Genomic DNA, 25,322 nt, shown 5'->3' on the forward strand with positions numbered 1-25,322 from the left:
AAGGCGGGCGATGACACCCGCCTTGCGAGAAGATTAGTAGTTCGACAGGGTCTGAACGCAGGTCTTGGTCTCGGTGTTGTACATACCACAACCCAGCTCTTTCCAATCCGAGATCAGAACCGCCGATTCCGGCAGGAAGTCAGTCCATGCATCACCCGGAACGACGTCGGTTTCGCTGATGATATCGAACTGACCGTCTTCCTGGATCTCACCGATCAGAACCGGTTTGGCCAGGTGGTGGTTCGGCAGCATCACGGCAGTGCCACCAGTCAGGTTCGGGAACTCCTGCCCGTACATCGCGGCGCGCACATCGTCGACTTCGGTCGATCCGGCCTCGGTGGCGGCGTTTACCCACATGTTGAAGCCGATGTAATGCGCCTCCATCGGGTCATTGGTCACGCGGTCTTCACCCATGGCGGCTTTCCACGTCTCAACGAATTCGGCGTTCACGTCGGTATCTGCCGACTGGAAGTAGTTCCACGCGGCCAGGTGGCCGACCAGGTTGGTGGTATCCAGACCCGAGAGTTCTTCCTCACCGACTGAGAAGGCTACGACCGGGATGTCATCCGCCGAAACGCCCGCAGCCGCCAGCTCTTTGTAGAAGCCAATGTTTGCATCGCCATTGATGGTCGAGATCACGCCGACCTTCTTACCATCCGCACCCAGCGCAACAACGTCCGCCACGATCTTTGACCAGTCAGAGTGACCAAAGGGGGTGTAGTTGACGAAGATATCCTCGTCCGCGATGCCTTTACCCTTCAGATAGCTTTCCAGAATATTGTTGGTGGTCCTGGGGTAGACATAGTCTGTGCCGAGCAGAGCGAATTTCTCGACCCCCAGTTCCTCCAGAAAATAGTCGGTTGCAGGGATTGCCTGCTGGTTCGGCGCGGCTCCGGTGTAAAAGACGTTTTTCGAGGATTCTTCGCCTTCATACTGAACCGGGTAGAACAGCAGGCCGTTCAGCTCTTCGATCACCGGCAGAACCGATTTCCGGCTAACCGAGGTCCAATTGCCAAAGATCACGTCCACTTCATGCACGGTCAGCAGCTCGCGCGCTTTTTCAGCAAATAGCGGCCAGTCCGAGGCCGGGTCGACCACAACCGCCTCAAGCTGCTTGCCCAGCAGGCCGCCCTTGGCGTTTTGCTGATCGATCAGCATCAGCATCGTGTCTTTCAGCGTCGTTTCGGAGATTGCCATCGTGCCGGACAGCGAATGCAGCACGCCAACCTTGATCGTGTCTTCAGCCGACAGTGCGGCGGTGGCCATGGCAGCAAATACCAGTGATCCGGCGAGCGTGGATTTGAGCGATTTCATGTAATCCTCCTGGGCGGGGCCGGGAGAGAGGGCTTGCACAAAGGCGCACTCTTCTTCTACCTGATCCCCGCAACTGTTGTTGCGTTATCGTGTGGCGGTTGTGTCCGAGGTCCAATTCGCGCAGCCGTCACACACCCTTCGAGATGTTTCCCCCGACGAGCACCCATACGGTTTCTGCATCGCGGCAATCTTGGCAACCTGTCGGTCAGGTAAATGCAAAAATCAGCCGCATCTGATTAATTTTTAATCCATTGCCCGACTGTGTGCCAAAAATTTGGTCACCTGCATCGGTTTTGTGTTCGATTACGACACCCGAGAATGGTTTTCCGCCATCCGAGACCCGAAACACAGGGCATGAACTGACGCCTCGGGGGTGACCAATTACGCAACTTGCCCATATAACGCCCATCACGGACAAAACCCCTCCCCGTGCCAAGGGGGCCGTGTCAATCAGCACCAAACCGTTGGGCAGGCGGTCGGTTCTGGACGTATTCCGCCAATCCGGTTCCTTTAAGTGCCTGTTCCCACGAGCTGAATCGCACGCGTTGGATGCGGTTCTGCTGAACACTGCTGGCGGCGTCACCGGTGGGGATGCGTTTCGGTTCACCGGAACAGCGGGCAAAGGTACCACTCTGACGATGACGACGCAGGCGTGTGAGCGTGCCTACAAGGCTCAGCCCGGCCCCTATGGTCAGGTCGTCAATCACCTGACCGTCGCGTCTGGCGCGCGCATGAACTGGCTGCCGCAAGAGACAATCCTGTTCAACGGCAGTGCTCTGGATCGTCGACTATTGGTCGAAATGGAGCCGGACGCGACTTTGCTGATGGTCGAGCCTTTAGTCTTTGGACGCGCGGCGATGGGCGAAACCCTGACGGATATCCGTTTGCGGGACCGGATCGAAATTCGGCGCGGTGGAGCCCCTCTGTTCTTGGATACAATGCGATTTTCCGGCGACCTGCACGCCCATCTCGCGAAGCCCCATATTGCAGACGGGGCGGGTGCAATGGCGCTGGTCGTCTTTGCCTGCAGTTCGGCCGAAGGGCAGTTGGACACGGTGCGCCAGATGTTGCCCGAAACGGCAGGTGCAACGCTGATACATGGTGATCTGCTGGTGATCCGGATGCTGGCCGAAAACAGCTTTGCCCTGCGCCGTGAGCTGATGCCGGTTCTGCGGCAACTCAACAACAACACTCTTCCCCGATGCTGGATGATCTGAGATGAACCTGACCCCCCGCGAAAAAGATAAACTGATGGTCGCCATGGCCGCCGAAGTTGCCCGCAAACGCCTTGCCCGAGGGGTCAGGCTGAACCATCCCGAGGCCATCGCCCTGATCACCGACGCTGTGGTCGAAGGTGCGCGCGACGGTCGTTCTGTGGCTGACATGATGCAGGCCGGAGCCGAAGTGATCACCCGGGATCAATGCATGGAGGGCGTGCCCGAGATGATCCACGAGGTTCAAGTCGAAGCCACCTTTCCCGACGGCACCAAGCTTGTGACCGTCCACAACCCCATTCGCTAACAAAGGAACCAAGATATGACCCGTATGCTTTTCCCCGCCCTGATCGTTGCAGGCCCTGCCGCCGCCCACACCGATACGCATATCCATGCGCACGGCATGGACTACGCGACCCTTGGCGTTGGCCTGGCGGTTGTCGCACTGGCCGCAATCGCGCTGATGGTGAAGTTGAACAAATGATCCCCGGAGAGCTGTTCCCGGCCGAGGGTGAGATCACCCTGAACGCAAGTGCCAAGGCGATCACTCTGATGGTCGCCAATACCGGCGACCGCCCGGTTCAGGTCGGCTCGCACTATCATTTCGCCGAAACCAACCCGGCGCTCGACTTCGACCGTGCAGCGGCACATGGGCTGCGTTTGGACATCGCCCCCGGCACCGCTGTTCGGTTCGAGCCCGGTCAGGCGCGAGAGGTTTCGCTGATCCCGATCGGCGGAGCGCGCAAGGTCTATGGGTTCAATCAAAAGGTCATGGGGTCGCTCTGATGCCAGCAACAATAAAACGTTCTGACTATGCCGCGATGTTCGGCCCCACTACTGGCGACAGGCTGCGGCTGGCGGATACCGATCTGGTCATCGAGGTCGAACGCGACCTGACCGCAGAACGCGCGGGCGCTGCCGCCACCGGGGGGACGGGCGACAATGCGCTGCTCTATGGCGAAGAGGTCAAGTTCGGTGGGGGCAAGGTGATCCGCGATGGGATGGGGCAGTCTCAGGCCACGCGGGCCGAGGGGGCCGTGGATACGGTTATCACCAATGCGCTGATCGTGGATCACTCGGGTATCTACAAGGCGGATGTGGGCCTGAAGGACGGACGCATCGCCAAAATCGGCAAGGCCGGGAATCCCGATACTCAACCCGGCGTCGATATCATCATCGGTCCCGGCACCGAGGCCATCGCGGGCGAGGGGCGCATCCTGACTGCAGGGGGCTTCGACAGCCATATCCACTTTATCTGCCCTCAGCAGATCGAAGATGCGCTGCATTCCGGCCTGACCACTATGTTGGGAGGGGGGACGGGCCCTGCGCATGGCACTCTGGCCACCACCTGCACACCCGGGCCTTGGCACATCGGGCGGATGTTGCAGGCCGCCGACGCGTTTCCGATGAACTTGGCCTTTGCGGGTAAAGGCAATGCCTCTCTGCCTGCGGCGCTGGAGGAGCAGGTCAACGCAGGTGCCTGCGCTCTGAAACTGCATGAGGATTGGGGCACGACCCCCGCCGCCATCGATTGCTGCCTCTCGGTGGCCGACGCGATGGATGTGCAAGTCATGATCCATACCGACACGCTGAACGAATCCGGTTTTGTCGAGAACACCGTGGGCGCAATGAAAGGCCGCACGATCCACGCCTTTCACACCGAAGGCGCAGGCGGTGGCCACGCCCCCGATATCATCAAGATCTGCGGCGAAAACCACGTTTTGCCGTCTTCGACCAACCCCACGCGCCCCTTCACTGTGAATACGGTCGAAGAGCATCTGGATATGCTGATGGTGTGCCACCACCTCGACAAATCCATCCCCGAGGACGTGGCCTTTGCCGAAAGCCGCATCCGGCGTGAGACGATCGCGGCCGAGGACATCCTCCACGACATGGGCGCGTTCAGCATCATCGCTTCGGACAGTCAGGCGATGGGTCGGGTCGGAGAGGTTCTGATCCGTACATGGCAGACCGCCGACAAGATGAAAAAGCAACGCGGCCGCCTGCCCGAGGAAACAGGTGACAATGACAACTTGCGCGTACGTCGCTACATCGCGAAATACACCATCAACCCGGCGATTGCGCATGGCCTGAGCCATCAGATCGGCAGTATTGAGGAAGGCAAACGCGCCGATCTGGTCCTGTGGAACCCGGCTTTCTTCGGGGTGAAGCCCGAGATGGTCTTGTTGGGTGGCACCATCGCCTGTGCGCAGATGGGCGACCCGAATGCCTCGATCCCTACGCCGCAACCGGTCTATAGCCGCCCCATGTTCGGAGCATACGGCCGGTCGGTTGAAAACTCGGCGATCACATTTGTCTCGGAGGCCGCGCAAGCGGGCGGGATCGGAGATACACTGGGACTGGCGAAACAAACCGTCGCCGTGCGCAACACGCGCGATATCGGCAAGCAGGATTTGCTGCTGAATGATGCAACGCCCCAGATCGAGGTTGACCCGGAAACCTATGAGGTCCGAGCCGATGGGGAGCTGCTCACCTGTCAACCTGCCGAAGTGCTGCCGATGGCGCAGCGCTATTTCATGTTCTGATTTAAAGAAGGAGGCCACGATGACCACTGCGATCAAAACCGCCCGAATCTATCACGATCACCACCACGATCCGGCGCACGCTCAGGTCTCGCTGGACTATGACGGGCGTTTCCTGCGCCGTAAAATGCTGGCCACCGATGATGGTGAGTCCTTTTTGGTCGATCTGGCGCACACGAAATCCCTCGACCATGGTGGGGTTCTGGTGCTGGAGGATGGACGCGAGATTGAAATCATCGCCGCACCGGAAGAGTTGCTGGAAATCAGCGGGGACAATCTGCTGCACCTTGCGTGGCATATTGGCAATCGCCACACGCCCTGTCAGATCGAAGCCGACCGGCTTCTGATACAACGCGATCATGTCATTCGAGATATGCTTTTGAAACTGGGCGCAGAAATCCAAGAGGTCGTTGAGCCTTTCACCCCCGAAGGCGGCGCTTATGGTCATGGCAGGACACATGGCCACGCTCACTAATTCCGATATCCTAACCTTGGTGCAGTGGTTGTCTCCGGCCTATCCGGTTGGCGGCTTCGCCTATTCTCATGGGTTGGAGGCCGCTATTGAACTTGGTTCGGTTACCTGCCCTCAGGATACGGGCGCCTGGGTGTCGGACGTATTAGAGCATGGCTCTGGCTGGAACGACGCGCTTTTTCTGGGGGCGGCTTACGCCGCCGAAACCCCGGTCGACTTGACCGACATCGACGCCACAGCCCGCGCGTTCAGCGCCTCATCTGAGCGGTTGATGGAAACCAGTTTGCTCGGGCAGGCGTTTGGAGCCGTGACCGGGGATGTCTGGGGCTTGGACTTGCAGCGCCTGACTTATCCGGTGGCGGTAGGGCGTGCGGCACGATTGCAGAATTTGCCGTTGCCATTGGTTACCGAGATGTTCCTGCAGGCGTTCCTGAGCAATCTGGTCGCCTGCGCAACGCGCCTTGTCCCCTTGGGGCAAACCGATGCGCAGCGGCTGATACGGGACCTAACGCCCCTCTGCACAACGATTGCCGCAAAGGCGCGGGACGCGGGTCTGGAGGATCTCAGTTCGACGGCGTTCCTGCCGGATATCGCGGCAATGAAGCATGAAACACAGTATTCAAGGATTTTCCGAACATGAGCAGTACGAACGGCCCCCTTCGCGTCGGCATCGGAGGCCCCGTCGGCGCGGGCAAAACCACCCTGACCGCCGCGCTGTCTGAGGCGCTACGCGATATCTGTTCGGTGGGCGTGATCACAAACGACATCTACACCCAAGAGGACGCCGAGGCGCTGATGCGGATGCAGATCCTGCCTCAGGACAGGATCATCGGCGTTGAAACCGGCGGTTGCCCGCATACCGCGATCCGAGAGGACGCCTCGATCAACCTTGCGGCTGTGGCCGAGATGCAGTCGCGCCACCCGGAGATTGACGTCGTGCTGATCGAAAGCGGCGGCGATAACCTGTCGGCTACGTTCAGCCCGGAATTGGCGGATGTCACGCTCTACGTGATTGATGTGGCTGCGGGTGAGGAAATCCCGCGCAAGGGGGGGCCCGCGATCACGAAATCGGATCTGTTGATCATCAATAAAACCGACCTCGCGCCGCATGTAGGCGCGTCGCTTGAGGTGATGCAGGAAGACGCCACGCGCATGCGCAAGGGTCGGCCGTTCTTGTTCGCCTCACTGCGCCAACGGCAGGGCGTGCCTGAAATCGTCAGCGCGCTTGCTGCGATTGGTGGGCTTGAAACGGCCTGAAGGAGAGCAGTCGCCGCTGCTCGGCGCGGCGACTGTCATTTCTAATTCGGAGTGGGGTGAAAACTGGATGTTGGCCGGGGCAATCAGGCCCCGACATTCACCACCATCTTGCCGAAATTCTCACCGCGCAGCAGCTGGTTTAGCGCTTCGGGTGCGGCCTCCAGCCCCACGACCATGTGCTCGCGATATTTGACCGATCCGTCCTGAATCCAGCCTGTCATATCCCTGACGAACTCCTTGTAGAGTGAGGCCGGGAAGCTGTCGAAGATGATGAACCCCTGAGCCTTCACCTTCATCCGCAGCAGCGTGCCCATGATCGCAGGCCCCATATCCGGACCGTCCGGCAAGCCAGGCAGGTTGTACCATGAGACCACGCCGCAGATCGGGATGCGCGCAAAAGCGTTCAGCAAAGGCAGGACACCGTAAAGCACCTTGCCGCCAACATTTTCGAAGTAGACGTCAATCCCATCCGGGCAGGCGGCGCGCAATTGATCAGCGAAATCGGCAGCTTTGTGGTCGATACAGGCGTCGAAGCCCAGATTTTCCACCACATGCGCACATTTTTCGGCTCCGCCCGCAACGCCCACGACCCTGCACCCTTTGATCTTAGCGATCTGTCCCACGGTTGCTCCGACCGGGCCGGATGCGGCGGCAACGACCACGGTTTCTCCGGGCTTGGGTTCGCCGATCTGTAGCAACCCGGCATAAGCGGTGTAGCCGGGCATACCCAGAATACCTAACGCCCAAGACGGGTTTTGCGGTGCTTTGCCCATGTTTATGACCTCGGTCCCGTCCGAGATCGCATAATCCTGCCAACCGCTACCAGACAGCACATAGTCACCCGCTTCGAATCCGTCGAGGTTCGAGGTCACAACCTCTCCCACAACCTGTCCAGTCATGACCCCGCCAATCGCCACTGGCTCGGCGTAGGACTTCGCGTCATTCATCCGCCCGCGCATATACGGGTCCAGCGACAGGTAGCAGGTGCGGACCAACATCTCTCCTGCACCAGCAGTAGGGATATCCGTTGTCTCAAGCCGCAGCGTGTTGTCATCGGGTTCCCCCTTGGGGCGTTCGTTCAGAACGATGCGGCGGTTTGTGTCTGCGGTCTGGGGCATGGTCTTCTCTCTCTACTGAGGCTGGTTTGTCGCGCCGGCACGTCACAAGGATCGGGGCGTCGGATTTTGTGATACCGTTCTGTATTTCGGGCGGCGCGTCAATCTTTTCACACCTTTGTGCCGCAGGGTTTGCTCAGCAAAACAGCAGGGTTGAAGTTTGCCGTAGGCTCTAAGTTTGCCGGCACGTTTTCCGTTTGACTGCGCCGCAAATTAATTTAAGCCTTCGCAAAGAGATAGCCCCCAATCCAGACGTTCGCATGCCATCCAGCTTAGAAATACCAGCGACGTTGGGCCGCCGACCCGGGCATCCCTATAGGAAGGCCTATGATTGGTGGCCGCCCCCATCCCAGCGCTGAGATTGAACCCGAATTTCAACTCAACGCGAAAGATTAACATGACAACTCAAACTCTCTCGAAACCGGTTCAGGTTGAACTGGCCGAAACACATGTGCGTATCACCTGGCCCGACCATATGACCGGGGATTTCCCGTTCATCTGGCTGCGCGAAAACGACCCTGCAGGGTTCCATCCGCAGACGCAGGAGCGCCTCACAGACCTCACCGCCATTGCGCTGGATATCAAACCCGTGCAGGCATTCCAGTCCGACAACAGCCTGCTTGTTGTCTGGGCCGAGGATCAGGCACCCACCGGTTTTGATCTGGACTGGCTGCGCGATCGCCGCCCCGGCCAACCTGCTTTTGACCCGGCTGATACCGGTTTTGTCACATGGCGGGCCGAGCTTTTGCCCGCCGGTATCCCGCGCGCGAATGCCGATGGGGTTATGACTCAAGACAGTGCTTTGAAGGACTGGCTGATCGCAGCGCGTCAATACGGGCTGAGCATTGTGGACCATCTGGCCGATACCACCGAAGCTGGCATGGACGTCGCGCGCCGGATCGGGTTTCTGCGCGAGACCAATTTTGGTCTGACCTTCGAGGTCAAGTCTAAACCCAACCCGAACAACCTTGCCTATACGCCGGTTGCATTGCCGCTGCACACCGACCTGACCAATCAGGAACTGCCTCCGGGGTTCCAGTTCCTGCATTGTCTCGCCAACGAGGCTGAGGGCGGTGAGTCACTGTTCTGCGACGGCTATGCGGTCGCAGAGGATCTGAAACTAGAAGATCCCGATGCCTTTGACGCCCTGTGCGACATCTCGATCCCGTTCCGGTTCCATGATGGAGAAACGGACATCCGCTCGCGTAAACGGGTCATCACCTGCGATGAAAACGGCGACGTGATCGAGATCTGCTTCAACGCGCATCTGGCGGATTTCCTTGATATCAAGCCCGCTCTGATGCCGTGTTACTACCGCGCCTATCAGAAGTTCATGGCGATGACACGCGACCCCAAATACTTGCTTCAACTCAAGCTGAGGGGTGGCGAAATGGTGGTCTTTGACAACCGCCGTGTGCTGCATGGACGGTCGGCCTTCGACCCCAACACAGGTCACCGTCACCTGCACGGCTGCTATGTGGATCGAGGTGAATTTGAAAGTCGTCTGCGCGTTCTCTCGCGTTAAGCGTCTGACAAAAGAGCAGCGCCGTCTTGGGGCGGCGCTGTCCCACTACACCCTGTTGCGGAAGGCCGAGGGGGTCTGCCCGAACTCCGCCTTGAAGGCGCGAGTCATAGCACTGGTATTTTCGTAGCCCGACCGGCCGGCGATTTCGGCGATGGATTGCTCGGTCTCTTCGGTCAGCCTGCGCGCAAGGTTCAGACGCAACCGACGATAGAGCGCTTGGGGTGTGGTTTTCAGGTCCGCCTGAACGCGCATTTCCAGCCGTTTCTGAGTGCAGCCCGCTTTGCGCGCGACCTGCGTGATCGACAGCGGTGTTTCAAGGTTTGCCTGCATGATGGCCAGAGCGCGATTCACCAGAGTGTCTTCGGTTTGCATCGGTAAGGCATAGTGGTCGCTTCGACCGCGGCTCATAAACAGATGGGCGACCTCCATCGACAACAGTGGGCCGTGATCCTTGCGGACAAGCGCAAGCGCTAGATCAAACGCCGCCATCGCCCCGGAACAGGTCAGACGCGCGCCATCAACGACGTAGCGCTCTTGCACCACGTCCACGGCGGGAAAGGCTTCTTCAAATCGAGAAAGCTCGTCCCAGTGAATCGTCGCGCGGTACCCATCCAGCAACCCGGCCTGCGCCATCAACCAGCTGCCGGTATCCAGTCCGGCCACCTGCGCGTGCCTTTTTGCAGCCGCCAGCAGGGCGCGCAGGGTCGAGGGCGTGCCCAATTGCAAGAACCCGTAGGAGGGCATCACGACCAGAGCATCTCCTCGCTGGTCGGTCAGGGCGGCATCCGGCGTCACCGCAAGCCCGCTGGAGCTGTGGACAGATTCGCCGTCCACGGAACAGAACCGCCACTCATACAAAGACTGCCGGGACAGAGTGTTGGCCGCCCGCAGAGGCTCGACCATGTTGGCGAGGCAGTGGTTCGAGAATCCATCGAACAGCAGAATGTTAAATCTGTGACTCAAAATTTTACCAACTCTGCACGCCAGGAGGCGAAAACTGCATGCCGTGACCATGAGGAATCTCGTTTCCTGCGTCAATCACCTATCCAAGGATATCGCGCCATGCAGTTTGGTCTGACCGAAGAACAGGACATGATCGTATCGACAGTCCGTAGTTTTGTCGAAAACGAAATCTACCCACATGAGGCCGAGGTTGAGCGCACCGGTCAGGTGCCGCATGAGCTGGGCGAAGAGATCAAACAGAAATGCATCGATCTGGGTTTTTATGCCTGCAACTTTCCCGAAGAGGTTGGCGGCGCAGGCCTTTCGCATCTAGATTTTACGCTGGTCGAGCGCGAGTTGGGCCGGGGATCGATGGCTCTGACCCATTTCTTTGGTCGTCCGCAGAACATTCTGATGGCCTGCAACGAAGAACAGCGCGAACGCTATTTGCTGCCTGCTGTGCGTGGCGAAAGGATGGATGCGCTGGCGATGACCGAACCCGATGCGGGCTCGGACGTCAGGGGCATGAAGTGTCAGGCTGTGAAGGATGGGGGCGATTGGGTCATCAACGGTTCCAAACACTTCATCTCGGGCGCAGAACACGCGGATTTCTTCATCGTCTTCATTGCGACAGGCGTGGATGAGACACCAAAAGGACCTAAAAAGCGTATCACAACCTTCCTGGTGGATCGCGGAACGCCCGGGTTTGAGGTGCGCGAGGGGTATAACTCGGTCAGCCACAAGGGTTACAAGAACTACATCCTCTACTTCGACAATTGCCGCCTGCCAGACGCGCAGGTTCTGGGCGAGGTCGATGGTGGTTTCGAGGTCATGAACGAGTGGCTCTACGCGACTCGTTTGACGGTTGCGGCCTTCTCGGTTGGTCGGGCACGGCGTTGTTTCGACTATGCGCTTAACTATGCTGCCGAGCGCAAACAGTTTGGCCAGCCCATCGGTAAATTCCAGGGCATTGGGTTCCAGATCGCCGATATGATCACTGAGATTGATGCCGCGGACTGGTTAACTCTGTCGGCTGCCTGGCGCTTGGACGAAAACCTGCCTTCGAACCGCGAAATCGCCTCGGCCAAGCTCTATGCCTCGGAAATGTTGGCGCGGGTCACCGACGCGACGCTGCAAATCTATGGCGGCATGGGTCTGATGGACGACTTCCCGATCGAACGCTTCTGGCGCGACGCACGGGTTGAGCGGATCTGGGATGGCACCAGCGAAATCCAACGCCATATCATCAGCCGTGATCTTCTGCGTCCGTTGGGCGCCTGACGATGACCAAAGACCTCACCCGGCTTTTGCGCCCTAACTCCATCGCTGTGATCGGCGGTGGTGCTTGGTGTCAGCAGGTCATTCTACAGTCTGAACGTATGGGCTATGCGGGACAGATCTGGCCTGTTCATCCCAAAGCGACCGAGATCTCTGGCCATAGGGCCTATGCCAGTCTCGAAGACCTGCCAGCATCGCCTGACGCCGTTTTCATCGGCATCAACCGCCATGCCACGATTGAGGCGGTTCGCATCCTTTCTGCCACTGGCGCCGGTGGTGCGGTGTGTTTTGCGTCAGGTTTTTCCGAGGCCGTGGCCGAGGATGACACAGGCGGCGATCTGCAGGCACAACTGGTCGCAGCTGCGGGCGACATGCCCATTCTGGGACCCAATTGCTATGGTTTCATCAACGCGTTGGACGGGGCTTTGCTATGGCCCGACCAACACGGGGCCAAGCCGGTCGACTCTGGCGTGGCGATCCTGACGCAAAGTTCGAATATTTCGATCAACCTGACCATGCAGAAACGCGCGCTGCCCATCGCCTATATGGTGACCTGTGGGAACATGGCGCAAACCAGTCAGGCGCAGATCGCTTCGGCCTTGCTGGACGATCCGCGTGTGAGTGCCGTTGGTTTGCATATCGAAGGCTTCAAGGACATCCGCGAATGGGAGGCTCTGGCCCAGAAGGCCCACTCCAAAGGTATCCCTCTGGTGTCGCTCAAGGTCGGCGCGTCCGAACAGGCTCAGGCCGCGACCGTGTCGCATACCGCCTCTCTGGCGGGAAGCGACGCAGGTGCGCAGGCCCTTTTGGAGCGGCTCGGCATCCCACGCCTATCGGCGTTGCCTGATTTTCTGGAGACGCTGAAACTGCTGCATTGCTATGGCCCGTTTTCAGGCAGCAACATCGCCTCGATAAGCTGTTCCGGGGGTGAGGCCAGCCTGATCGCGGACATGGCCGTTGGAACTGGGTTGTCCTTCCCCCGCCTAAGCGACGGTCAGAAAGCCCGCCTGCGAGAGGCACTCGGTCCGATGGTGGCGCTGAATAATCCGCTGGACTACCACACTTATATCTGGCGCGATGAAGCGGCGATGGCGAAAGCCTGGGCTGGGATGACGGGAGACGACATCGATCTGACGTTCTCGATCCTCGACTATCCGACCACGGATGCGAGCGACTGGGCCTACGCCTCTCGTGCTGCGATGAAAGTGCGTGCGGAGACCGGCGCGCGATTTGCTGTTGCCGCGACTTTGCCCGAGTTGATGCCCGAAGATGTAGCGCAAGAGCTTATGGACGGCGGCGTGGTGCCCTTCATGGGGCTGCGCGAAGCTCTTGCCGCAACCGAAGCGGCAGGCCAGATCACAGACCCTTCGGACAAACCGGTCACATTGCCCGGAACGGCTGAGGCCAAAAGGACACTCACCGAAGGCGAGTCCAAACGCGTTCTGGCCGAGTGTGGACTGCGCATCCCGCAGAACCGCACAGTCGCAGGTGCCGACCAGGCGCGCGCTGCCGCTCAGGACATGGACGCGCCATTTGCGGTCAAGGGCGTGGGGCTGGCTCATAAGTCAGAACACGCGGCTGTGCGATTGGGTGTTCTTGCCGAAGACGTGGCCGACGTCGCCGCAGATATCGGCACCCCTGAAATTCTGATCGAAGAGATGATCACCGGAACAGTGGCCGAGCTTCTTGTAGGCGTGGTGCGCGATCCAGCACACGGGTTTGTCCTGACCCTGGGTGCAGGCGGTGTTCTGACCGAAGTGCTGTGCGATACCGCCTCCTTGCTGGCGCCCAGTTCTGCTGATGACATCCGCAACGCCTTGGGTAAATTGAAGATTGCACCGCTTCTGGCAGGCTATCGTGGTCAACCGGCGGCTGATATGGATGCCATCGTGGCCGCTGTTGAGGCCGTTCAGGCCTATGTCATGCGAAACGCCGACACGCTTGGCGAGGTCGAAATTAACCCGCTCCTCTGCACGCCCGACAAGGCGGTGGCCGTGGATGCCCTCATCAGAAAGGCCTGAGATATGGACCCGATCAAAACCCGCCGCGACGGCGCGATCCTTGAGGTCACATTGGACCGGCCCAAGGCCAATGCCATTGATCTTGCCACCAGCCGCATCATGGGCGACGTCTTTGCCGAGTTCCGCGACGACCCGGACCTGCGCGTCGCGATCCTGACAGGTGCCGGAAAGAAGTTCTTTTGCCCCGGATGGGACCTGAAAGCCGCAGCCGATGGAGATGCGGTCGATGGGGACTATGGCGTTGGCGGTTTTGGCGGTCTGCAGGAATTGCGCGACATGAATAAACCCGTCATCGCAGCTGTAAACGGCATTGCCTGCGGGGGAGGGTTGGAGCTTGCGCTGTCGGCCGACATGATCCTCGCCGCAAACCATGCGAGTTTTGCCCTGCCGGAAATCCGCTCGGGCACCGTGGCGGATGCGGCCAGCGTCAAATTACCAAAACGCATCCCGTACCACATCGCGATGGAGCTGCTGCTGACGGGCCGCTGGTTCGACGCGGAGGAAGCCAACCGCTGGGGTTTGGTGAATGAGATCGTGGCCGCGGATCAACTGATGGATCGCGCGTGGGAACTCGCCCGCCTGTTGGCCTCGGGCCCACCGCTGGTTTATGCCGCGATCAAAGAGGTTGTTCGCGATGCTGAAGACAGCAAGTTTCAGGACGCCATGAACCGAATTACCAAAAGGCAGCTGCGCAGCGTCGATACTCTCTATGCCAGTGAGGACCAGATGGAAGGCGCGCGCGCGTTTGCGGAGAAGCGTGATCCTGTCTGGAAGGGCAAGTAAGCAAAACTGGGGGTCTGACGCCTCTCCGCGGCTCCGTCTTTGATGGGGCCGCAACACCTAAGTAGCTGCGCCCAACGGTTCCCGGGTAGGCCTGCTAACGGATTGCATGCTTGTGTCATATTGAATTAGGACACGCCTGCCCCATGGGGCGTCTGCAACTCAAACCTGCGCCACAAACCGCACGCAGCCAAACCGAAATCCATGCCACCTAATCCATGAATTGTTCAGCGTGCGACAGAAACTGTTGCCTGAATCCGGCTGCATGTGAACAATTAGACTTGACTATGTGCCATTTATTTTTCCTAACTAACCAGTCAATCAAAAAAACAGGGAGGCTCCAGTGAAAGCCCTAACAACCATTTCAACCCTTGCCATTCTGGCATCTGCCGGGGCGGCATTGGCCAATTGCGACGAGGTCGTATTCTCGGATGTCGGCTGGACCGATATCACGGCGACCACTGCCGCAACGACAACGATTCTTGACGCTCTGGGCTATGATACCGAGATCAAGATCCTTTCCGTTCCAGTGACTTACACTTCGATGGCTGAAGGCGATATCGACGTGTTCCTGGGCAACTGGATGCCGACCATGGAAGGCGATATCGCGCCGTATCGCGAGGCGGGAACGGTTGAAACAGTGCGCGCGAACCTGGAAGGCGCCAAGTACACTCTGGCCGTCAACGCTGCAGCCGCCGAGCTGGGCATCAAGGATTTCGCTGATATTTCAACACACTCCGATGCTCTGGACGGCAAAATCTTCGGAATCGAGCCGGGCAATGACGGCAACCGTCTGATTCAATCCATGATCGATGGCGATTCGTTTGGCCTCTCTGGTTTCGAAGTCGCTGAAAGCTCCGAGCAAGGCATGCTGGCGCAGGTGGACCGCGCTTCGCGCAAGGGCGATCCGATCGTGTTCCTGGGTTGGGAACCCCATCCAATGAACGCCAATTTCGAGATGTCCTACCTGACCGGTGGCGATGAGTTCTTTGGCCCCAACTTCGGCGGCGCGACCGTGTTCACCAACACCCGCAAAGGCTATGCAGAAGAGTGCCCGAATGTTGGCGCGCTACTGAACAACCTGGAATTCTCGCTGGCAATGGAAAACGAGATCATGGCCGCGATTCTGGATGGTGGCGAAGATCCGGCGGACGCAGCCAGCGCATGGCTGAAAGCCAACCCGGATGCCTATACCCCATGGCTGGACGGTGTCACGACCCGCGACGGTGGTGACGCAGTCGCCGCAGTAAGCGCAGCACTGGGTCAATAACCTTAAACGCCCTTCGCCGCGCGTCTGTGGCGGAGGGCTTTTTTGTGGCCTGATCTCAGGCCCGGAATACTCTGAAAGGCAGACAGATGGATTGGCTGACCGACAACAAGATACCCGTCGGCAAGACGGCCCGAGCGGTTTTTGAATGGCTCCAAGAGATAGGGGAGCCATTTTTCGATTGGTTGTCCTGGGTTCTTGAGGCGCTGATTGATGGCATATTGTGGGTGCTGCAAACCCCGCATCCTTTGATCGTTGTGGGCGTCTTCGTGGGTATCACGTGGCTGTTGCAGCGCAATTGGAAGGTTTGCCTGTTCGTGGCGCTGGGGTTCCTGTTCATTCTCAATCAGGGTTATTGGGAAGAAACGACGGAAAGCCTGACTCTGGTTCTATCCTCCTGTCTGGTCTGTATGGCGATTGGCGTGCCTATTGGCATCGCGGCGGCGCACAGGCCCAAGCTTTACGTGGCGATGCGGCCGGTGCTGGACCTGATGCAAACCCTGCCGACCTTCGTCTATCTGATCCCCGCGATCGTGTTCTTTGGTATCGGCATGGTGCCGGGCCTGATCGCGACCGTGATTTTCGTTTTGCCCGCTCCGATCCGCCTGACCCATCTGGGTGTGTCCTCAACCCCGACCCCTCTGCTTGAAGCGGCCGAGGCCTTTGGTGCGACCAAATCCCAGACCCTGTGGAAGGTCGAACTGCCTTACGCGCTGCCGCAGATCATGACAGGGCTGAACCAGACCATCATGTTGTCGCTGTCGATGGTTGTCATCGCCGCTCTGGTTGGCGCTGACGGCTTGGGTGTGCCGGTCGTGCGGGCGCTCAATCAGGTGAACACGGCCCTTGGTTTCGAATCCGGCTTTGTCATCGTTGTTGTGGCGATCATCCTCGATCGCGTCCTCAGAGTGGAGCATTGATCCATGACCGCAGTTGAATTTGACAATGTTTCAATCGCGTTCGGCAACGACCCCAAAAGCGCGTTGCCCTTCATGGACGAGGGCAAAGACCGCGCAACGGTGAAAGAGGCCTGCGGGCAAGTGCTGGGCGTCCACAATTGCTCGCTGACCGTGCATGAGGGCGAAACGCTGGTGCTGATGGGGCTGTCTGGTTCGGGCAAATCCACGTTGCTGCGGGCAGTGAACGGGTTGAACCCGGTGATCCGCGGCGCGGTGCGGGTCTCGGACGGATCGGAGATGGTGGATGTTACCAACGCCGACGCCCGCACCCTGCGCCGGATGCGTCAGAACCATATTGCGATGGTGTTCCAGCAATTCGGACTGCTGCCGTGGCGCACGGTTCGTGAAAACGTTTGGCTAGGGCTGGAGCTGTCGGGCATGTCCCGCACTGAGAGGTTGCAGCGCACCGATGAACAGCTCGCTCTGGTCGGTCTGTCTGACTGGGCCGACCGTAAGGTCGGAGAGCTTTCGGGCGGTATGCAACAACGCGTCGGTCTGGCCCGAGCCTTTTCCACTCAGGCACCGATCCTGTTGATGGATGAGCCGTTCTCGGCCCTCGATCCGCTGATCCGGACCAAGCTGCAGGATGAGCTGCTGCGCCTTCAGGAAAAGCTGAAACGCACGATCATCTTTGTGTCCCATGACCTTGATGAGGCCTTCAAGATCGGCAATCGCATCGCCATTATGGAGGGCGGTCGCATCGTGCAATGCGGCACCCCGTCCGAGATCTACTCAAAACCCGAGGACGAGTATGTAGCCGATTTCGTTGCGCATATGAACCCTCTGGGCGTTTTGCGCGCGCGGGATGTGATGGAGCCTGCGACCGGCACGCCGGACCGCTCGATTGATGCGGATACGGATATTCGCGACGTCATTCAGGGCTTTGACCAGAACAACGCACCGGTTGGCGTGATCGAGAACGGGGCGATCATCGGTCAGGTCACAAAAGACCGTGTGTTGAACAAGCTGGTTGATCCGATGGGGCAGTAACCCTCTGACCTTAAACATGGGGCGGTCCGACACTAGAACGCCGGACCGTTCGTTCTCAATTGTTTTCGTGCCATCCCATTCGAAACCTCCTAACCTGCCTTGAGAGGTGTTGAGCTAGGAGCAGGCCGTGACAGATACCTTCCAAAGAGTTGCTGATTTTACCCTAGGTATAACACCCGAGGATATCCCCGATGCGACGCTTGACGCCGCCGCGTTAATGCTGCTCGACACGCTGGGCATTACGATAGCGTCAGGTCCTATGGCGGCTGGGAGTATCGCCAGAGAAACCGCTTTTGCGCTCTACGGGGCAGGTGATCAGGCGCTCAGCGCGCGGATGCTGTTTGATGGCCGCCGGGTCAGCGCCGCAGGGTCTGCCTATGCTGCCGCAACGCAGACTGACAATCTGGATGGGCATGACGGGTATAACCCGACCAAAGGGCATATCGGTGTCGTTGTTGTCCCGGCGCTTTGTGCGCTGGCGGAAACGTTGCCGGACTTCTCGGGTCCCGAAGCTCTGACCGCTGTCACCATCGGGTATGAGGTCGCTGGGCGCGCCGGGATTTCTCTGCATGATACAGTCAGCGACTATCACACGTCAGGGGCATGGAACGCCTTGGGCGTCGTGGCCGTCGCGGCTCGGTTGCGTGGGTTGGGAGTGGACCAATTGCGGCAGGCCATGGGCATCGCTGAATATCACGGCCCCCGCAGCCAGATGATGCGCGAGATCGCCAACCCCACAATGCTGCATGACGGATCGGGCTGGGGGGCTTTGGTCGGTGTGTCTGCGGCGGTTTTGGCCGAGAAAGGCTTTACCGGCGCGCCGGCGATCACAATCGAAGCCGAAGAGGTCACGATCCATTGGCAGGACCTTGGCCAGTTCTGGCAGATGCAGCATCAATATGTGAAACCTTACCCGATCTGCCGTTGGGCACACGCTGCGATCGACGCTGTCCGTCAGCTCATGCGCGACCATGACCTGAGCCATGAAGATATCGACTCGGTGCAGGTCAATACCTTCCGCGAGAGCGCCTGCTTGTTTCAGGGCATGCCCGACGACACCTCAAAGGCGCAGTATTCGCTGCCATTTGCGGTGGCAGTGATGATGGCCTATGGGCGGATCGGGGTTGAGCATATCTCGGGCGCGGGTCTGTCTGATCCTTTGGTGGCGTCTTTGTTGGAACGTATTTCCGTTGCCGAAGACGCGCGCCATTCGGCTCGGTTCCCCGAGTGTCGCATCGCCGATGTTACGATCCGCTTGCACGACGGGCGGGTGCTGGAAACTGGCGACGTCCATGCGCGCGGCGGCCCCGAGGCCCCGATGGATCAAGCCGAAGTGGTCGCAAAATTCATGGAGTTCGCGGTGCCGTCGCTCGGCGAAACAAGGGCCACGTCCATACGCGACACGATACTGGGGTTGAGAGATTCGGCATCGGCATTCTCGGATCTTGGGGCGTTGATCTATGACGCTCCGTCCGGGTCCTAGCCCCTCAAACACAGTCGAACAATCGCCCCGGTAGCCCCTGATGCCGTGGTAGGCCAAGTTCGCGCAGCAAGTAGAACATCATCGCCTGATTGGATGTGACAACGGGTTTGCCTAGCGCGGCTTCAATCCGTTCGATGGCCTCAACGGACCGCATATCGGTGCAACTCAGAACGATCGCCTCGGCCTGTGGGTGGTCGGCCTGGCAGGCCAGGTCGAAGACTTCGCCCGGGGTCAATTCTCCCTGACCGTAATTGCCCAATTCGCGGCCGACATCGGCGCATTTGACCGTTTCGATCCCGTTTTGGGCCATGAACGCCATGGCCTGCGTATTGATCTCGCCCAGATAGGGCGACGAAAAGCCGACTTTGCGGGCCGCCAGCGCCTGAATGCCGGCGATCAGAGCACCGGCCGCTGTGACTGATTTGGCATTGGCACCGGATTTGATCTGTTCGGCCAACTCGGCGTCGAAAGATGGGCCGTGGGTCAGCGTGGCCGAGGTGCAGCCGTAAAGAACGATGTCGGGCCGCACGCCAGAAATCATCCGCAAATCATGGCTGATATCCGACGCGCCCAGACCAGCCATCTGATCCGAGCCGGGGATTTCGTCCACGTCATACCCGCCCATGCGCTGGAAATGCAGCGTGGTGTTGGGCGGGCGCATCAATGCCAGATCCGGCTCCAGATTTGTATTGGTGAAAGGCACCAGAACGCCGATCTTGGCCGCGGTTCGGGTCTCGGTCATGTCAGCACTCCTTTCAGCACATCGCGGGCGCGGTTCATCACGTCTGGTGTGCAAATCGTGGCGCGGAGGCAATCGCCCAGGCCATAACCGCCCATCCCGCGCATCAGCAGGTGTTCTGCGCGCAAAGCAGCATCGGCCCGCAGCGCCTGATCAACTGCAGCAAAACGCAGTAAGACGAAATTTGTGTGGCTTTGCAGGACGGTTAACCCCAAAGCGCGGCAATCTTCGGTGAACTCATCGCGGATTTGGGCAGTTGTTGCCACAACCTCTCGCATGTGCGTCTGATCACGCATTGCAGCGGCAGCTGCAGCCTGCGAGGGGATCGAGACATTGTTGGGATTCAACAACTTGCGCAGTTCTGCTGCAATATCCTGCGGAGCATAGGCCCATCCGACCCGAGCGCCCGCCAGCCCATAGGCTTTGGAAAACGTTCGGGTGATGACCGTATCGCCGCGCTGAATCATAGCGAATATCTCTGCCGGTTCATGTTCGGCATCCGAGAACTCGGCGTAGGCTTGATCGACGACCAGCAGAACATTCTTGGGAAGGCTGGTCCGTAGGCGCAGAATTTCCGTGTTCGGGATCACCGTTCCGGTCGGGTTGCCCGGATTGCAGACGAAGACGATGCGGGTTTCTGGAGTGACTGCGCTCAGAATGCCATCCACCGAAACAGTCAGGTCGACCTCACGCGCCTTGACATAATCCGCCTGCACCTGCGCGGTCGCTGAGGCAACAAAGGCGTAGCCGTAGTCTGTACCCAGCACGCGGTCCCCTTGCCCGGCATAGGCGCGGATCAGGCAACCGATCAGCTCCATCGATCCCGCGCCGCAAAGGATGTTGCTCGGGTCCAGCCTATGCACCTCGGCTATCGCTGCGCGGAGGTCCGGCCATTCCGGATCAGGATAGAGTGGCATGTCGGCCATCGCCGCGTGTCCGGCGGCAATTGCGGCAGGGCTGGCGGCAAAAGCGCTTTCGTTCTGGGCCAGTGAAATCGTCTGAGGACCGCCAAGATCGGCCAGCGCATAGGCGGCCATGGCGCCAACATGAGGGACGGGCCGGATCATGAGCCTCCTCCGTATGCTTTGGCCCCTTCGGCGCTGATCAGACCACGCTTGAGATCAAGTGCCAGCGCGTCAGGATTCCTGTCTGTCGGGTCGCCGAAGCCGCCCCCTCCGGGGGTTTCAAAGATCAGGTAGTCGCCGTCTTCAACCCGAAGCTCGCCCTTGCCGGGGATGTCAGCGTCGCTGTCGCGGAACCGGATGCGTCCGGGCGCTCCAGGTTGGCCACCCATCCGACCAAGCGCGGGGAATTTCAGCCGTTCGACCGAAAGGAAGACTATGAAGGGCGCGCCGTTGGCCGAGGTCATCTCGATCCGCTGCCCCAACCCGCCGCGGTACTTGCCCGCACCGCCCGAGTCTGGCCGAAGCTCGCGCCGCCAGATCGTGACGGGGGCGACGCTTTCGGTGATCTCCACCTGGCTGCCGAACACGCCCGAAGGGTAGGCCGTTGCCGACAACCCATCCGCATGAGGCCGCGCGCCCGTGCCGCCGTTATGCACGGGCTCCACCGCGAATTCGCGGCCTCCGTCACGGGCGACCTCAGGTGCATGGCGCATGGGCAGGTCGAACATACAGGATGCGCCCTCGGCCGGGACCTGATCGGGTAGGGCCTGATGCAGGCAGCCCAGAACCAAATCAGGGGTCACCTGACCCAGCGTATGGCGCATCGCGACGGGCACCGGCCGCTGCGCATTCAGGATGCAGCCCTTGGGACCATCGACAGTGAACGGCTCCAGAGAGCCTGCATTGTTGGGAATGTCCGACCCGACAATGCAGCGCAGGGCAAAAACGGTATAGGCAGTGGCATAGTTCAGCGGCACGTTGATGCCCTTGCGCGAACAGCCGGAGGTGCCAGTGAAATCCACATGCATCCCGTCGGCGGTGACGGTCAGGGTGGCGTGCAGTTCCAGTTCATTCTCATAGCCGTCCATCTTCAGGACGTTTTTATAGACGTCAGTAGGCACCTCGGCGATGGCGGCCAGAGTGCCCCGGCGTGAGGTCTCGATGATGTAGGCCCCCAGTGCGTCCAGATCGTCGATGCCGAATTCCTCCATCATAGACACCAGCCGGTTCACCCCAGCCTCACAGCAGGCGATCAAGGCGTAGATATCGCCCTCATTAGCCACCGGTTCACGGCTGTTGGCGCGGATGATGTCCAGTAGAAGGGCGTTCGGCGTGCCTTCCTCGACCAATTTGCAGGGCGGGATCAGCAGGCCCTCGTCGTAAATGTCCGAACCCTCAGGCCCCATGCCCAGCCCGCCTAGGTCAACCAGATGCGAGGTGCATGAAGTGAAGCCGACGACCTTGCCATCCTTGAACGCGGGCATCATCAAAAGGAAGTCGTTCAAGTGACCCGAGGCGAGCCATGGATCGTTCGTCATATAGATGTCGCCGGGTTTCATCGTCTGAACCGGGAAGGCGGTGCGCAAGTGCTGAACGGCTTCGGCCATGGTGTTGATATGGCCCGGCGTGCCAGTGACGGCTTGCGCTAGCATCCGGCCGTTCACGTCGAAAATCCCGGCAGAAATGTCGCCGCATTCGCGCACGATCGGGCTAAAGGCGGCGCGGATCAGGGTTTGGCCCTGTTCCTCGACAACCGCCAGCAGCCGGTTCCACATCACTTGTAGTCGGGCAGGGGTCATTGCGTGCCTCCTTTCTGGTTCCGGATCAGGACGAGGTTTCCGATGGCATCCACATGGGCCGAAAAATCGGCTGAGACGAGCGTCGTCGTCTGTGGTTCATGGATCAGCGCGGGGCCGCAGATGTGGTCGCCGGGGTTGAGATTGGCACGAGCCACAAAACAAGCCTGTTTCCTCTGCCCGTCTACATCACAAATGATGGGTCGGGTTTCTGAAGGCGTCATCGTGGTCACCGCCGGGCTGGCAAGCAGTTCGGGAACGACAGCGTCCGGAGTCGCGACTTGCACAGCCCAGTTCAGTATCTCGATCTGCATGCCCGGAACGGGGCGCGAGAATTGCTTGCGGTACTCCGTTTCAAACGCTTCGGTCAGCGGGGCGAGGTCTTCGGGGGTAAGTGTGCGGTCGGGCAGCGAAATCTCAATCTCATGCCCCTGACCGCTGTAGCGCATGAAGGCTGAGCGTCGGATTTCGGTCGGTGCATCTCCGGCACCTTGGGTAACAACGGCGCTGGCCTCGGCGATCATATCGTCAAAAAGGCCGTTGATCGCCGTGAAATCCAACGTACCCAGTAGAGAATAGTACGAGCGCACGATCTCAAACGACACAGGTGCAAACAGGAACCCTACCGCCGAGCCAACACCGGGATTTGGGGGCACCACGATCCGGCTGACACCCGCAGATCGGGCCACGCGGCTGGCATGGAGAGGGCCGTTGCCGCCAAAAGCGATCATGGTGCGGGCCCCGAGGTCTTTGCCCGATTCCACCGCATGCATCCGCCCGGCGCTGGCCATGCTTTCATCCACGATGCGGCTGACCCCATCAGCGGCCCCTGTCGCGTCGGTTTCAAACGCCGTGCCAATCACGCGTTGCAACGCGCCGTTTGACGCCTTGGGGTCGATCTTGATGAATCCTTCGGCAAAAGTGTCGGGCACGATGTAGCCCAGAGTGATATCGCTGTCGGTCACAGTCGGCTCGGTCCCGCCGCGCCCAAAAGCCACTGGGCCGGGTTCCGAGCCAGCCGATTTTGGCCCAACGGTCAGACGGCCCAGCCGGTCCACCCCGGCGATGGAACCTCCGCCCGCGCCGATTTCGATCATCTCGATCACGGGGATACGTACCGGCATGCCCGAGCCCTTGATGAACCGCGCGGCCCGTGCGATTTCGAACTGCCGCGAGGTTTGGGGTCGGGCATTGTCGATCAGGCAGAGCTTGGCAGTCGTGCCACCCATGTCGAAGGACAAAACCTGATCCAACCCGGCCCGAGCGGCGATGTGCGCGGCGAGAATAGCCCCTCCGGCAGGGCCACTTTCGACCAGCCGGATCGGGAAACGCATGGCCGTCTGCACGGTACACATCCCGCCACCTGCGGTCATCATCAGGATTGGGCAGGTGACCCCTTCGGCTTCGAACTTTTTGACGAAGCGGGTCAGATAGGTCTCCATCAACGGTTGGATATAGGCGTTGGCAACCGTAGTGCAGAGACGGTCAAACTCGCGCGCCTCGGGGCTGACATCGGATGAGATCGACACGGTCAGATCAGGGCGTCGTTTGGCAAGAGCATCGCGCAACCGACGTTCATGCGTGGGGTTCGCGTAAGCATGCATGAGGCAAATCGCAACCGCATCTGCCCCGCTGGCGTCGATTTCAGCCAGAAGCGCGTCAATAGCGCCTTCTTCCAGTTCGATCAGAACCTCACCGGTCGCGGACATTCGCTCTCGAACGGTCAGAGAGCGCTCACGCGGGACAAGTAGGTCGGGCTTTTCCAGTTTGATATCGTATTGCGCATAGCGCCGTTCGTAGGCGATTTCGAGGATATCGCGGAAGCCTTCAGTCGCGACGGTTGCCACGGTGGCCCCGCGCCGCTCGATCAGAGCGTTCGTGGCCAGTGTGGTGCCGTGGATGAAGCCGGTCACCTCGGCCAGGGACCGTCCCGCGCTTTGCGTGACGCGCAGCGCCCCTTCCATTGCGCCTTCGGCCGGATTTTGGTGAGTGGTCAGGGTTTTGGTCGAAGCCAGTATCGTCTCATTGCCTGAAACGAGGACGGAATCGGTAAACGTGCCGCCAATATCTATGGCGAGGCGCAGAGCAGTTGTCATGGAGGGGTCCGTTGTCGTCTGTAACAGTTAGGGCATGGCGCCCGTTCGGCTTGTTACCGACGCGGTGCCACCAAGTTGCAGCCGGTGGCCCGGCGATCCATACGAGTTGGGATGCACTGACAAGTCATGAGGAATTGTCGGGCGGTTTTTACGTCACTGCTAGCGCATTTGCGACATCGCGGCATTCCAACGACGTAAAACCTGAACTTCGCTGCAGGGCTTACCCCGACAGCCGCGCCAAATCCGCACTTAGCGCGCGGGCCTCGGAAATACTGCGCTGTAGGGCCTGCAATTGCGCCTCGGCAGTGGTGCCTTGGGGCTTTGCGTTCAGCACCCTGTCGATTCTGGCGGCTGTGGCGGGGTCTCCGCCGCCAATTGCATCGCGCTGTTGCAGGATTTTCAATTTCAGCTGCGCCAGTTCAGTCTCAGAGGATCGGATCTGCGCGGCCAATGCGTCGTTGCGGGCCTGAGCTGTCGCCACATCGCCCTCGGCGGCCTCGATCCGGTCATCATAGGCCCCGGTCGCAATGCCGGATACTCCGGCGAAGAACCCTCCGTCCGCCGGGTCTGTCGTGGTTTGGCAGGCGGCCAAAAGAAAGCAAGGCAGAGCAATGCGTGTGATCATG

At 59.7% G+C, this 25,322-nt stretch carries 24 protein-coding genes; 16 read left to right on the top strand and 8 right to left on the bottom strand.

What is annotated here, in order from left to right:
- Positions 1-33 precede the first annotated feature (33 nt).
- Entirely contained in the window at positions 34-1,314 is a 1,281-nt protein-coding gene (urtA, locus tag ACR0KL_RS11210) for an urea ABC transporter substrate-binding protein (protein WP_170675884.1), read from the bottom strand.
- 443 nt (positions 1,315-1,757) lie between these two features.
- Here urtA and ACR0KL_RS11215 point away from each other — a divergent pair, with 443 nt between their 5' ends.
- Genes ACR0KL_RS11215 through ureG form a run of 8 tightly spaced genes read left to right on the top strand, consistent with a single transcriptional unit; the run spans position 1,758 to position 6,800 of the window.
- Positions 1,758-2,531 (top strand): urease accessory protein UreD, encoded by a 774-nt coding sequence (locus tag ACR0KL_RS11215; RefSeq protein ID WP_170675883.1) that lies wholly within the window; start codon positions 1,758-1,760, stop codon positions 2,529-2,531.
- Position 2,532: 1 nt separating this feature from the next.
- Positions 2,533-2,835 carry an urease subunit gamma gene (locus ACR0KL_RS11220; protein WP_170378531.1) on the top strand — a complete coding sequence of 101 codons (303 nt, stop codon included), beginning with the start codon at positions 2,533-2,535 and terminating at the stop codon, positions 2,833-2,835.
- A gap of 15 nt (positions 2,836-2,850) precedes the next feature.
- Positions 2,851-3,012 (top strand): hypothetical protein, encoded by a 162-nt coding sequence (locus ACR0KL_RS11225; protein WP_480777034.1) that lies wholly within the window; start codon positions 2,851-2,853, stop codon positions 3,010-3,012.
- Entirely contained in the window at positions 3,009-3,314 is a 306-nt protein-coding gene (locus ACR0KL_RS11230; protein ID WP_170643278.1) for an urease subunit beta, read from the top strand. Before ACR0KL_RS11225 ends, ACR0KL_RS11230 begins: the two co-directional genes overlap by 4 nt.
- Positions 3,314-5,074 carry an urease subunit alpha gene (ureC, locus tag ACR0KL_RS11235; RefSeq protein ID WP_170675881.1) on the top strand — a complete coding sequence of 587 codons (1,761 nt, stop codon included), beginning with the start codon at positions 3,314-3,316 and terminating at the stop codon, positions 5,072-5,074. Before ACR0KL_RS11230 ends, ureC begins: the two co-directional genes overlap by 1 nt.
- A gap of 19 nt (positions 5,075-5,093) precedes the next feature.
- A complete protein-coding gene (ureE, locus tag ACR0KL_RS11240; protein WP_170378524.1) occupies positions 5,094-5,546 on the top strand; it encodes an urease accessory protein UreE in 453 nt (150 codons plus the stop codon).
- Positions 5,530-6,183 carry an urease accessory UreF family protein gene (locus ACR0KL_RS11245; RefSeq protein ID WP_170675880.1) on the top strand — a complete coding sequence of 218 codons (654 nt, stop codon included), beginning with the start codon at positions 5,530-5,532 and terminating at the stop codon, positions 6,181-6,183. Before ureE ends, ACR0KL_RS11245 begins: the two co-directional genes overlap by 17 nt.
- Positions 6,180-6,800: an urease accessory protein UreG gene (ureG, locus tag ACR0KL_RS11250; RefSeq protein ID WP_170675879.1), complete on the top strand. Its 621-nt coding sequence runs from the start codon at positions 6,180-6,182 to the stop codon at positions 6,798-6,800. The genes ACR0KL_RS11245 and ureG overlap by 4 nt, the downstream gene beginning before the upstream one ends.
- An 83-nt stretch (positions 6,801-6,883) precedes the next feature.
- Here the strand turns inward: ureG and ACR0KL_RS11255 are convergent, their stop codons facing one another.
- Positions 6,884-7,918 (bottom strand): MDR family NADP-dependent oxidoreductase, encoded by a 1,035-nt coding sequence (locus ACR0KL_RS11255; protein ID WP_170675878.1) that lies wholly within the window; start codon positions 7,916-7,918, stop codon positions 6,884-6,886.
- A gap of 472 nt (positions 7,919-8,390) precedes the next feature.
- On the opposite strand from ACR0KL_RS11255, the gene ACR0KL_RS11260 reads away from it, so the two are divergent.
- Positions 8,391-9,440: a TauD/TfdA family dioxygenase gene (locus ACR0KL_RS11260; protein WP_480554974.1), complete on the top strand. Its 1,050-nt coding sequence runs from the start codon at positions 8,391-8,393 to the stop codon at positions 9,438-9,440.
- 45 nt (positions 9,441-9,485) lie between these two features.
- Here ACR0KL_RS11260 and ACR0KL_RS11265 read toward each other — a convergent pair whose 3' ends face one another.
- Entirely contained in the window at positions 9,486-10,403 is a 918-nt protein-coding gene (locus ACR0KL_RS11265) for a GlxA family transcriptional regulator (RefSeq protein WP_480777035.1), read from the bottom strand.
- A gap of 99 nt (positions 10,404-10,502) precedes the next feature.
- Between ACR0KL_RS11265 and ACR0KL_RS11270 the strand changes: the two genes are divergently transcribed.
- The 7 genes from ACR0KL_RS11270 (at position 10,503) to ACR0KL_RS11300 (ending at position 19,160) form a co-directional block, all read left to right on the top strand.
- Positions 10,503-11,663, top strand: a complete 1,161-nt coding sequence (locus ACR0KL_RS11270; RefSeq protein ID WP_170675875.1) for an acyl-CoA dehydrogenase family protein — start codon at positions 10,503-10,505, stop codon at positions 11,661-11,663.
- Between the two features lie 2 nt (positions 11,664-11,665).
- Positions 11,666-13,681, top strand: a complete 2,016-nt coding sequence (locus tag ACR0KL_RS11275) for an acetate--CoA ligase family protein (protein ID WP_170675874.1) — start codon at positions 11,666-11,668, stop codon at positions 13,679-13,681.
- A gap of 3 nt (positions 13,682-13,684) precedes the next feature.
- The gene (locus tag ACR0KL_RS11280; RefSeq protein WP_480777036.1) at positions 13,685-14,464 is read left to right on the top strand and encodes a carnitinyl-CoA dehydratase; all 780 of its coding nucleotides are present in this window, start codon (positions 13,685-13,687) and stop codon (positions 14,462-14,464) included.
- Between the two features lie 340 nt (positions 14,465-14,804).
- Positions 14,805-15,731: a choline ABC transporter substrate-binding protein gene (gene choX, locus ACR0KL_RS11285; RefSeq protein WP_170675872.1), complete on the top strand. Its 927-nt coding sequence runs from the start codon at positions 14,805-14,807 to the stop codon at positions 15,729-15,731.
- 86 nt (positions 15,732-15,817) lie between these two features.
- Entirely contained in the window at positions 15,818-16,648 is an 831-nt protein-coding gene (choW, locus tag ACR0KL_RS11290; RefSeq protein ID WP_170378502.1) for a choline ABC transporter permease subunit, read from the top strand.
- A 3-nt stretch (positions 16,649-16,651) separates the two neighbouring features.
- A complete protein-coding gene (gene choV, locus ACR0KL_RS11295; protein ID WP_170549346.1) occupies positions 16,652-17,677 on the top strand; it encodes a choline ABC transporter ATP-binding protein in 1,026 nt (341 codons plus the stop codon).
- A gap of 127 nt (positions 17,678-17,804) precedes the next feature.
- Entirely contained in the window at positions 17,805-19,160 is a 1,356-nt protein-coding gene (locus tag ACR0KL_RS11300; protein WP_170675870.1) for an MmgE/PrpD family protein, read from the top strand.
- 4 nt (positions 19,161-19,164) lie between these two features.
- Here ACR0KL_RS11300 and ACR0KL_RS11305 read toward each other — a convergent pair whose 3' ends face one another.
- The 5 genes from ACR0KL_RS11305 to ACR0KL_RS11325 form a co-directional block, all read right to left on the bottom strand.
- Positions 19,165-19,902: an aspartate racemase/maleate isomerase family protein gene (locus ACR0KL_RS11305; protein WP_170675869.1), complete on the bottom strand. Its 738-nt coding sequence runs from the start codon at positions 19,900-19,902 to the stop codon at positions 19,165-19,167.
- A complete protein-coding gene (locus ACR0KL_RS11310) occupies positions 19,899-20,966 on the bottom strand; it encodes an aminotransferase class I/II-fold pyridoxal phosphate-dependent enzyme (RefSeq protein ID WP_170675868.1) in 1,068 nt (355 codons plus the stop codon). The genes ACR0KL_RS11305 and ACR0KL_RS11310 overlap by 4 nt, the downstream gene beginning before the upstream one ends.
- Complete coding sequence (locus ACR0KL_RS11315; protein ID WP_480777037.1) at positions 20,963-22,603, bottom strand: hydantoinase B/oxoprolinase family protein; 1,641 nt, start codon at positions 22,601-22,603, stop codon at positions 20,963-20,965. Before ACR0KL_RS11315 ends, ACR0KL_RS11310 begins: the two co-directional genes overlap by 4 nt.
- Positions 22,600-24,696, bottom strand: coding sequence for a hydantoinase/oxoprolinase family protein (locus tag ACR0KL_RS11320; protein ID WP_170675866.1), 2,097 nt, complete (start codon positions 24,694-24,696; stop codon positions 22,600-22,602). Before ACR0KL_RS11320 ends, ACR0KL_RS11315 begins: the two co-directional genes overlap by 4 nt.
- Positions 24,697-24,916: 220 nt before the next feature.
- Positions 24,917-25,321 (bottom strand): hypothetical protein, encoded by a 405-nt coding sequence (locus ACR0KL_RS11325; protein WP_170675865.1) that lies wholly within the window; start codon positions 25,319-25,321, stop codon positions 24,917-24,919.
- Position 25,322: the final 1 nt, after the last annotated feature.

The organism is Ruegeria sp. C8 (assembly GCF_056537565.1).